This window comes from uncultured Campylobacter sp., assembly GCF_938045225.1.
Lineage (GTDB): Bacteria > Campylobacterota > Campylobacteria > Campylobacterales > Campylobacteraceae > Campylobacter_A.
On record NZ_CALINL010000117.1, the window covers coordinates 1 to 7,412 of the forward strand.

The window sequence follows — 7,412 nt, forward strand, 5'->3', positions numbered from 1 at the left end:
CAGGCCCGGGCATGATCGTTAGTGCCACCACTAAGGCGCTTATGGATTCCGTGCCTTTCGTTAGAGCGCTTACGAATTTACCAGAGCGCGTGAAACTCATCTGGAGACCGCATCCGGACCTTCGCACGGCGTCTTACGTCGTCGAAAAAGCCGATATAAATAAAGAAAACTGGAGACAAATCGCCGAGGTAAAAGGCAGACTAAACGCCGAATATATCGATGACGACGTGAAGCCTGGTAGAAGCTATAAATATAGAGTTTTCGTAAAAACTACTAGCGGAACGATCTCAAAACCTAGCGAGATCGTGGACTCTACGACAAAGCAGCTGCCAAGCGAGGTCGTAAACGCTCAGGCTACTCAAAACGTGCCTAAAAAGATTATTTTGACGTGGGACAGCGTGGCTAGCGACGATTTTGGCTACTATAAAATTTACAGCGCGTCAAGCAAATTTATGCCCTACACCTACCTTGTCAAAACCACGTCTAATAGCTACGAGGATCTCATAAACGAAAACGGCGCGACCAGGTACTATAAAATCACCATCGTCGATAAAGACGGCCTAGAGTCTAAAAAGCCTAGCGAGCCTATCATTGGTATGACGCTAGGTGCTATCGACGCTCCGGTCGTATCATCTATCGTGGCCGACAGTACGGCGGTTAAGCTCACGTGGAATGCCTCTGATAAGGCTAGAAGCTTTACCGTTATAAGAGACGGCGGAGGAAGCGAGCAGAAATTTACAAATATAAGCGGCAATGAGTTTGTCGATAATAGCGTTGCTTACGGGCAAAAATATAGCTACAAAGTTATCGCCGTAGATGAATACGGCATAAGCTCCGACGCTTCTGCTAAAGCAGAGATAGCCGTCGAATAATGCCCAATTTTATAGCTAAAAACGTAAATTTTACGCCAAAAGATTGCGGCGAGATAAGCTTTTTGTGGGAGGCTCGCGGCAGGCAGGGCGTAAGCCTTATTTATACCAAAAGCTCTAGCGAGGAGTTTTTTATCACGCTAAAAAAGCGTGAAAGCGACTGGGTCGTAAAGGGCGAAAAGCTAACGAAGCCTGCCAAAATAGGGCTTTTGCAAAATGCTTTGGTTAAATTTAAAGAGCTTTACTGCGATCAAATTTTAAGCGAAGCCATCGCGGTAAAAAACACGCGCCTCACGCAAAAAGACTCGGTGATATTTAGCGTGGGCGAGCTGCTTGAGAATTTAAATCAGAGCGAATTTGAGAGCAAATTTATCGAGATCGGATTTGGCTCGGGCAGGCACTTGCTATTTCAGGCGGAAAATAATCCAAATACGTTAGTCGTCGGTATCGAGGTCTATAAACCCTCGCTCGAGCAGGTCGCAAAGCTGGCTAAAGCTCGAAATCTAAACAACGTCATGCTCGTAAACTGCGACGCGAGGCTACTTTTATCGCTTGTAGAGTCAAATTTTATAGATAAGATTTTCTTGCATTTTCCAGTGCCTTGGGATGACGCTCCTCATAGGCGCGTGGCGTCTGCTAAATTTGCCCTGGAATGCGAGCGAACGCTAAAAGTGGGCGGTAAATTTGAGCTGCGAACCGATAGCCGCGAGTATGCGGACTTTACTTTGGCTCAAATTTTAGATCTAAGCGACGCCGACGTGCAAATTTACAAAAACCGCGACCTAAAAGTGAGCAGCAAATATGAAGACCGCTGGAAAAGGCACCAAAAAGATATTTACGACGTTATCTTTACCTGCGAAAAGCAAAGCGAACCAAGGGCCGATCAGGGCGAGCTAAAATTTGAAAACGGCTACGACGCGAGCAAGATCTCGGCTAAATTTAGCAACCAAACGATAAAAGAGGATGATTTTTTCTTGCATTTGGAAGAAAAATACGAAAAAGACGGCGAAATTTTGATTCGCGCGGCGTTTGGCTCATTTAACGCGCCCGAGCACTGCTATGTTTTGCTCGGCGAAAAAGGCGCGGAATATTTTATAAAAAAGCCGCTCGTTACGGCTGAAAATTTAAAGGCGCATCTTGCGTTGAAGGAGTATTTGGCGGATGCAAAAAATAATTAGCGCAAGCGGGCTTTGCCTAGGATACGAGGGCTGTGAAAAGCTCATAACGGACGCAAAATTTGACATTTACGCCAATGATTTCGTTTTTATCACCGGGCAAAGCGGCAGCGGCAAATCAACGCTTTTAAAATCTTTTTACGGCGAGATAAAACCGAGTGCTGGCTCGCTAAACGTCTGCCTAACCGATATGATGAATCTTGGCGGGCAAAATCTAGATAAACTAAGGCAGCGCATCGGCGTGGTTTTTCAAAACTACCGCTTGATAAGCGAGTGGAACATCGAAAAAAACGTGATGCTGCCGCTAATGATAAAAGGCCTTAGCGCTAACGTTTGTAAAAATCAGGCGACCAAGCTCTTAAAGCATGTAAATTTGCTCCACAGAGCGCACAAATATCCAAACGAGCTAAGCGGCGGCGAACAGCAGCGAGCTGCGATGGCTAGAGCGCTCGCGCATAATCCAAATTTGCTACTTTGCGACGAGCCGACGGGCAGCCTCGATGAATACTCAAGCGACGTTATCTGGGGGCTTTTGCGCTCGGCTAAGGAGTTTTTAGGTACTTGCATAGTGGTCGTCACGCACAAAGTACCAAGCTCGCTAAGAGTACCCTACAGACATCTTGCTATAGAAAATGGACGCCTATATGAAATTCTTTAAAAACCACTTAAGCACTATAATTCCGCTTATGGCGTTACTCGTGGGCATTCAGTTTATATTGCTAGTCGGGCGAGTGGTGGACGAGTATGAGTCCGTGATGAACAAAGACTACAACATCATCATCGTAAGTCAAAACGAGCTAAACGCTACCGACGTAAAGCCGCTCGTTCATACGTTTGAATCTCTTGAACCGCTTAGTTCAAAGCCCGTACTAGAGAAGCTCTCTAAAGATATTTCATCAAAAAATATCGCCGTTTTGCAAAACGCGTTGCCTAAATTTTACTCGCTAAAGCTAAATGCCTTTCCAAGCACCCAATATATGCAAGAGATAAAGGATAAAATTTCAAAGATTAACGGCGTGAGCAGGGTTGAGACCTTTTCAAAAACGCATGATAAAATTTATAAAATCATGCAGCTGATTAAAAATATTTCGGCGATATTTTCGGGGCTAATCGGGTTAATCGGGCTTATGCTCATCGCAAAACAGATGCGAATTTGGCTATACGAGCACAAGGAACGCATCGAAATAATGACTTTGCTTGGAGCTCCGTCGTGGCTAAAATCGGGCGCGTTATATAAAAACGCGCTGTTTGATTCGTTTATAGCGACCGTTTTGGTGGCGGTGTTTTATATTATTTTGCCGGATTTACAGCCCGTTAAAGAGGTTGCTGCGGATCTAAATATAAATTTGCCGGCAATTGATCTGTTTTACGAGGGCGGAGTACTGCTGGGTGTTTCGCTTGCGATTAGCTTTTTAGCCGTTTATCTCGTAACCAGAAAAGCAACGGCGATATGAGAAAAATTTACGTTTTGCTGGCCGCCATGATTTGCTTAAATGCAAGCACGGGCGAAAAGATAAAAAATCAAACGACCTATCTCGAGTCCTCAAAAGAGCTTGAAAAGCAGCTAAATAAAAAGCTTGACGACCTAGCCGGCGACATACTCGGCGGCGAAAAAAGCGTCAAGCAAACCGACGATAAGATGAAGGAGCTCATCGTCCAAATAGCGCAGCTGGAAAATAGCGCAAAAAGCGTTAGCGGCGAGCTTGACGAGCTAGTAAAGCAAAACAAAGATCTCACACAAAGTCAAAAAAATATCCAAAAAAGCATCGTGCGCATCATCTCAGACGAGTTTTCTTTCGATCTCATAATGCCAAAAGAGTATGAGGAGGGCGTGGATAGCATCATCGCCACCGAGATTTTAAGCAAGCTAAACTCGGTGCTAAAGGATGATTTTAACGAGCTAGCCAAGCAGTACGAAAGTACGCAAAATTTGATAAAAACCCAAAACGACAAGATAGATGGCATAAAGTCAAATTTAAAAACCTTTAAATTTAAGCAAGCCGAGCTAGTTTCCCTGCAAGATAAGCAGATGAAAACGCTGGCAAATTTAAAGCGAGATAAGGAAATTTATCAAAAGCAACTCTCGCGCCTACAAGCTCAACAAGACGAGATCAGAAGGACGCTAGAAGAGCTAAAAATCGTCGCAAAAAGAGAGAGCGAGGAGGCTAAAAAGGCTCTGGCCGCACAAAAAGCAGCCGAAGCCAAAGCTCAAAAAAATAAGAAAGACAAAAAAGGCGAGGCTGCCGCAAGCGCGTCTGATGGCGACGTGAAGCAGTTTGGCTCGAGCTATCAAACGAGTCTTGTTAAAAAATATAGCGGCGAAAAGACGATCGCGCCGCTTGATGGCTTTACGGTCAAGCAAAAATTCGGCAACTACGTAGATCCCATCTATAACATCAAAATTTTTAACGAATCGGTCGTGCTAAGCGCAAATTCTGCCGACGCAAAGGTAAAAAGCGTATTTAACGGCAAAGTGGTCTTTGCCAAAGAAACTGCGATGCTAGATAAGGTCGTCATCATCGAAAATCCAAACGGCATTCACACGATCTACGCGCACCTTAGCCAGATCGCCCCTACCGTAAAAGTGGGTGCAAAAGTGCAAAAAGGCTACGTCATCGGGCGCGTGCAGCGAGATCTGACTTTTGAAGTTACGCAGAAAAACTACCACATAGACCCACTCGAGCTAATCAGTCTAAAATAGCACTCGCGCGCCGAGATTAGCAAAATTTAAAGCAAATTTAGCTAAAATCCGAAAATTTAAGGAGATGAAAAATGGAGCGAAAAAAGCGAATTTTAGTTAAATTTTCAGGCGAGGCGCTAGCTGGAGACAGCGGCTTTGGTATAGATAACGCGGTGCTTAAATTTATCGCAAAACAGATCAAAGAGCTAGTAGAAAACGGCATCCAAGTAGGTATCGTTATCGGCGGAGGCAACATCATACGCGGCGTTAGCGCGGCTAGAGACGGCATCATAAAGCGCACCAGCGGCGATCACATGGGCATGCTAGCTACCGTGATAAACTCTATCGCGATGAGAGAGGCGCTAGAGAGCGTGGGTCTGGATGTGCGCGTACAAAGCGCGATAAAGATGGAAGCTATCTGTGAAACTTTCATCGTCGGACGCGCGAACAGACACCTCGAAAAAGGCCGCGTCGTGATCTTTGCCGCGGGAACTGGAAATCCATTTTTCACTACCGATACGGCGGCGACCTTGCGCGCTATCGAGATAGATTCAGATATGATAATCAAAGCTACGAAAGTGGACGGCGTTTACGACAAAGACCCGCATAAATTTGAAAATGCGACGTTGCTGAAAGAGCTAAACTACGAGCTTGCTATGAGTGACGATATCAAAGTGATGGACGATACGGCAATTGCGTTAGCTAAGGATAATTCGTTACCGATCTTGGTGTGCAATATGTTTAAAGACGGAAACCTGCTCAAAATCATACAAGGCGACGAGAGTGCGTTTTGCTCTATCGTAAGAAATTAAATTTAAGGAGAATAAATGAGATCTGAAGAAGTAGCGGCAAAGGCTCTAAAACTCGTCGGAGACGATAGATATAAGCTGGCTTTAGTCGTAGCAAAAAGAGCTGAGGCTCTAGCCGGCGGCGCAAAAAGCTTGCTTGATATCGACGTTACTAAGATGAAATTTGCCGATATCGCCCTACGCGAGATAGCCGAGGGCAAGATAGCTTTAGAGGGCATAGTTGAAGCAGCTAAATAGCGGATTTTTACTAGAACAATTAATCGACGATATAACCGCTTGCAAGGACGTCGCTCAGGCGAGACAGCTGCTTAGCGAGCTGATAAATTTTACGCCGAATTTAGAGCGCGCGATCGAGTGCTGCGTTATCTCGCATGCGGGGCAGTTTAGAAAAAGCGGCGAACCGTACGCGATACACCCTATCCTAGTGGCCTGCATCGTGGCGCACATGGGCGGAGACGAGGATATGATTGTTGCCGCCTTGCTTCACGATGTGGTCGAAGATACGGATAGGTCTATAGAGAGCGTGCGAGAGGACTTTGGCGAAGAGGTCGCAAAGCTAGTTGAGGGGCTAACTAAAATCGTAGCCATCAGAGAGGATAAGCTCGCAAGCTCGGAGTCAAACGAGCGTTTGGCGGCGTCTGCGATGACATTTCGCAAGATGTTGCTCATCTCCATCGAGGACGTGAGAGTGCTCGTAGTAAAGCTTTGCGATAGACTGCACAATATGCTCACCCTGCAAGCTTTGCGTCCGGAAAAGCAAAAACGAATCGCTGAAGAGACGCTGATGGTTTACGCTCCGATCGCGCATAGGCTGGGCATTTCGTCGATCAAAAACGTGCTTGAGGATCTTAGCTTTAAGTATGCTTTGCCCGAAGAGTATAAAAAAATCGACGATTACTTAACCGAACACAAACAGCAGCTCGTGCTAAAGCTAAACGCGTTTACCGACAAAATTTTTCAAATTTTACTCAAAAACGGTTTTAGCGAAAACGACTTTGAGATACAAAAGCGTATCAAACATCACTATTCGATCTATCTAAAAATGCAGAGAAAAGGCATCTCGATCGAGGAGGTGCTAGATCTGCTGGCTGCGCGCGTACTGGTTAAAGAGCCGCAGGATTGCTATTTGGTGCTTGGAAATTTGCATATAAATTTTAACCCTCTAATCTCGCGCTTCAAAGACTATGTCGCGCTACCGAAGCAAAACGGCTACCAAACGATACACACTACGATATTTGATAACAAAAGCATCTTTGAGGTTCAAATTCGCACCTTTGATATGCATAAAACCGCAGAGTACGGCGTCGCAGCGCACTGGAAATATAAAAGTGGCGGCTTTTTAAATCCGAAACTTGACTGGCTAAGCGACATCAGTGGTATAGAAAACGGTATGGAAGAAGCGAGCGAAAACCCCGAGGAGCTCTACGAATATGCAAAAGATAGCCTTTATGTCGAAGACGTCGCGGTCTATTCGCCAAAGGGCGATATATTCACGCTTCCGCGCGGAGCGACGGCGCTTGATTACGCTTACGAGATACACACGCACGTAGGCTTGCACGCTAAAGAAGCCTACGTAAACCGCGTGCGAGTACCGCTGCTAACGGAGCTAAAAAACGGCGATATCGTTAGTATCGTAACCGGCGATGAGCCAAAATACCGCTGTTCGTGGTTAGGCAGCGTAAAAACGGGCAAGGCTAGAGCCACGATCCGATCGTACTGCAAGCAAAAGATAAGAGATATAAACAATATGGTCGCGATCGAAATTTTAAGCGGTATCTTTGCCGTACCTTCTCAAACTATCGAGCAGTGGCTAGAGACTGAAAATCTGACCAAGAAAATTTTTAGAGCCGCGTTTGACTCGGTTTACCTACAAGACGTG

General features: G+C 45.5%; 8 protein-coding genes. All 8 read left to right on the forward strand.

Features of this window, described 5'->3' with window-relative positions:
- The coding region (locus Q0200_RS04600) for a hypothetical protein (protein ID WP_297938309.1) at positions 1–872 on the forward strand (872 nt) is incomplete at its 5' end.
- Positions 872–2,047: a tRNA (guanosine(46)-N7)-methyltransferase TrmB gene (trmB, locus tag Q0200_RS04605; RefSeq protein WP_297938312.1), complete on the forward strand. Its 1,176-nt coding sequence runs from the start codon at positions 872–874 to the stop codon at positions 2,045–2,047. The genes Q0200_RS04600 and trmB, both read left to right, overlap by 1 nt.
- Positions 2,031–2,702: an ABC transporter ATP-binding protein gene (locus Q0200_RS04610; protein ID WP_297938317.1), complete on the forward strand. Its 672-nt coding sequence runs from the start codon at positions 2,031–2,033 to the stop codon at positions 2,700–2,702. Before trmB ends, Q0200_RS04610 begins: the two co-directional genes overlap by 17 nt.
- Positions 2,689–3,498, forward strand: a complete 810-nt coding sequence (locus tag Q0200_RS04615; protein WP_297938320.1) for an FtsX-like permease family protein — start codon at positions 2,689–2,691, stop codon at positions 3,496–3,498. The genes Q0200_RS04610 and Q0200_RS04615 overlap by 14 nt, the downstream gene beginning before the upstream one ends.
- A complete protein-coding gene (locus tag Q0200_RS04620; RefSeq protein ID WP_297938323.1) occupies positions 3,495–4,745 on the forward strand; it encodes a peptidoglycan DD-metalloendopeptidase family protein in 1,251 nt (416 codons plus the stop codon). The genes Q0200_RS04615 and Q0200_RS04620 overlap by 4 nt, the downstream gene beginning before the upstream one ends.
- Positions 4,746–4,816: 71 nt before the next feature.
- Positions 4,817–5,536 carry a UMP kinase gene (pyrH, locus tag Q0200_RS04625; RefSeq protein WP_002948445.1) on the forward strand — a complete coding sequence of 240 codons (720 nt, stop codon included), beginning with the start codon at positions 4,817–4,819 and terminating at the stop codon, positions 5,534–5,536.
- 15 nt (positions 5,537–5,551) lie between these two features.
- Positions 5,552–5,770 carry a DNA-directed RNA polymerase subunit omega gene (locus tag Q0200_RS04630; protein ID WP_185898514.1) on the forward strand — a complete coding sequence of 73 codons (219 nt, stop codon included), beginning with the start codon at positions 5,552–5,554 and terminating at the stop codon, positions 5,768–5,770.
- On the forward strand, positions 5,754–7,412 hold a 1,659-nt coding region (locus Q0200_RS04635), incomplete at its 3' end, for a RelA/SpoT family protein (RefSeq protein WP_297938330.1). The genes Q0200_RS04630 and Q0200_RS04635, both read left to right, overlap by 17 nt.

Excerpts from the sequence above, each read along its gene's own strand:
- pyrH (WP_002948445.1), top strand. The coding sequence starts at position 4,817 with ATGGAGCGAAAAAAGCGAATTTTAGTTAAATTTTCAGGCGAGGCGCTA.
- Q0200_RS04615 (WP_297938320.1), top strand. The coding sequence starts at position 2,689 with ATGAAATTCTTTAAAAACCACTTAAGCACTATAATTCCGCTTATGGCG.
- Q0200_RS04630 (WP_185898514.1), top strand. The coding sequence starts at position 5,552 with ATGAGATCTGAAGAAGTAGCGGCAAAGGCTCTAAAACTCGTCGGAGAC.
- Q0200_RS04620 (WP_297938323.1), top strand. The coding sequence starts at position 3,495 with ATGAGAAAAATTTACGTTTTGCTGGCCGCCATGATTTGCTTAAATGCA.
- Q0200_RS04610 (WP_297938317.1), top strand. The coding sequence starts at position 2,031 with ATGCAAAAAATAATTAGCGCAAGCGGGCTTTGCCTAGGATACGAGGGC.
- trmB (WP_297938312.1), top strand. The coding sequence starts at position 872 with ATGCCCAATTTTATAGCTAAAAACGTAAATTTTACGCCAAAAGATTGC.